This is a genomic window from Endozoicomonas acroporae (assembly GCF_002864045.1).
Lineage (GTDB): Bacteria > Pseudomonadota > Gammaproteobacteria > Pseudomonadales > Endozoicomonadaceae > Endozoicomonas > Endozoicomonas acroporae.
Map to the genome: position 1 here is coordinate 1 of NZ_PJPV01000042.1, position 2,811 is coordinate 2,811.

Annotated in this window: 1 protein-coding gene; it reads left to right on the forward strand. The window is 48.2% G+C overall.

Annotated elements, in window-relative coordinates:
- A partial coding sequence (locus CX664_RS06510) for a transglutaminase-like domain-containing protein (protein ID WP_145999868.1) occupies nucleotides 1-2,668 on the forward strand: 2,668 nt, incomplete at its 5' end.
- Between the last annotated feature and the right edge of the window lie 143 nt (nucleotides 2,669-2,811).

The window sequence follows — 2,811 nt, forward strand, 5'->3', positions numbered from 1 at the left end:
ACTGGAAGGGCTGGTGCAGGGTTTGCCCAAGATACCTGACGGATTGCCCAAGTGGCTGGCGGGTCACTTCCACCAACTGGCCACAGCACTGCATCAGCAGAACCGCCCGGTGCAACTGGCACTGGACGACCTGTTCAGTAGCGCCCGACAGCTGGCCAGTCAGCGGCCTGAACATTGGCATCAGGCCTTGCGAAAACACTTGTCACTGCCCTTTCGTGCCTTGCAGACAACGCTGCCTCCGCTGAAGGAGGATATCGTACGTCTGGAACGCATCCAGCAGGAAGAACGACGGCGCCGGGACCTTGAGGCCAGCGCCAATAGCATACCCGGACTGTTGATGCCCATCACGGTAACATTCGGGCCTGTACCCCGTTGTGATGATCGGGTAATCACGGTGACACCGGAGGCAACAGATCAGGACGTCATGACCATTGCACAAGCCATGCAGCAAGATATGGAGATCAGCCGCAATAGCGGGTCAACGGTAAACCCGCAACAAACCGGTCATTCGGCTTATCCTTGTAAATTTGGCGATATTTTGGTGCCCCCCTACTACAAGGTCACCAGGTACTTCCCCGAACACCCTCTCGATGCCCGCCAATATCGTCTCTTTTTTCTGGAGACCCATCTGGATGAAGACGGCCGGTTGCGCGACTACCCCATCGACTGGACAAATGGCACGACAACACCTTTGGCAGGATGGCCTGATGATACCGCCTGGCGGACCGACCTTGGCGCAGATGAACTGCCCGGCAAGTTTACGCTGCTCCTGAATAACCAGTGGCAGCCCCTGCCTGCCCTGACACCCAAAGACCAGCTCCGGGCACTGCGCTGCACCCCGGACACCCCCATTGAGCTGGCCCGAAGCGAGCTGACAGGGCAACTGTTAATCAAAAGTAAGGCATCCTCAGCATTACCGGTAACGGTGGACTTTATCATTGCTCCCGAGCAAGCCTATTTTACCCCACTGAAACCGGGCGAGTGGCTGACATTACCAGAGGGATTGTGCAGTCAACGGCTTGCAGATCTGTTGGAAGTGCAGATTTTTTACCCCAAAACGAACACCTGCGAAGCCTATGCAGAGCTGCGTAACATCCATGGGATCAGGGATATCCCGCAACGACTCAGGGCGTTGATGGGTTGGCTGGATACATTTTCCGATAGCAAAAATGTGACCGGGCAGGATGAACAGCTGTTGCTGAATATGCTCAGGGAGAAACAAGGGGTTTGCCGACACAAGGCGATGATCTTCCAGGTACTCTGCGACTATTGGGGAATTCCTGCCCGGCAAGTAGAGAATGCTTCGCACCGTTTTGTTGAGATCAGCCCCGATGGCGGCCACACCTGGCGACAGTACCAACTCGGTGGTGGCGGGCAGGCCACTGCAGATATCACCGAACCCGACTGGGGGGATTATCATCGTCCAGACAATTCTAAGCTGAGGCTAACCGCTAAAAGGCGGGATGCCTATTCCGACCAAACTCTTGATTCACCGGGATTTTCTTTGGGTCGTAAGATTAGCTGTTGTCTTGAAATTATTAAAAATGACTTACAGTCAAATACAAACAGATCAGCTTCGACTGAGTTTATGCACAGATTTAAAGATTTCTATTCTGCATTCAACAGAGGACCGGTAAAAACCAGCAAATTTCCGGATTATTGGGAGATACTATTATCACCACAAATGTTTTACCGGTTTGGTGAAAACATAAAAGATTGGAAAAGCATCATAGAAGAAAGTGCTTGGCATATAGTGGATAAGCATATGGCGGATAATATGTTCAATCTCAGTGTGAAAGATTCTTTCCTTAATTCGCATCTGAAGATATTATGCTCCCTGATACATGCACAAGAGCCTGATGTGCACTATTTGAACTGGCTATGTGATCTTTACCGATCAGTGCCTGAATTTCTGAAATATGTATTATTGGCCATCTTACAGACGTTCTCCGGGTCCTGTGATTCCTGTCAGTTAAAAGACCGGGTAAAACGAATGCTTATGTCTTATTCTCTAAGATCTATAAAAACTGACATTCTTTATCCAGTAACAGATCGTGGTAAACGAATTTCACAGCGCTACATAAACCTTGTCAAAACGATGACTATGAGCCGCTCACTTTTGGAGCGACTTTCGCAGCATCGCATCCATCAACAACTCCACCACCAGCCTGTGGGCAATTGCATTATCGTCCCTGAAAAGCTTGTGTCCGGAGAGGCTGCTTTCCTGAACGTATCAAAATCTACAATCTACAAACCCATTATCTTCGATTGTACTTCTTTGCCAAAACAAGAGGTAACCGACAAGATTTCTGGAAGAATAAAATCCGGAATAAGGGCAGAAATTAGAGAAATACATGAGAGTGAAAAGAGTATAGAGTTACTCTCGATGATAAAAAAAATATTCTTTTATTGGCTGGCAGTACACCACATTGATGATGCCACTTCTCCCATTTGGTTGAATTGCCTTTATGATGGTTATTCTGACACAGTGCAGCCTTTCAACGATTTTAACCTTACAGCCAGCAAGTGGGAATATGATCCCATCTCCCCATTAAAATTACCCCCGGAAAGTATAAAAGGCTATTTTAACCAACCTTCCGCTGTCGTTCTTCAAAAGAACGATTTGCTTGCCCTTTTAGATGAGTTTCTTGCACTGATCGCAGATTAGGAAGATAGATACCTTATACTGAGGAAGTGCGGAAAGTTGTAAGCGAGTACCTGAATACTCAAGCCTCGCTTGGTCACGTAATGCAGTAGGAATTTTGAGAAGTTGTGCTGGAGTAATACAATAAGTGCAACAGGCTGAAACTT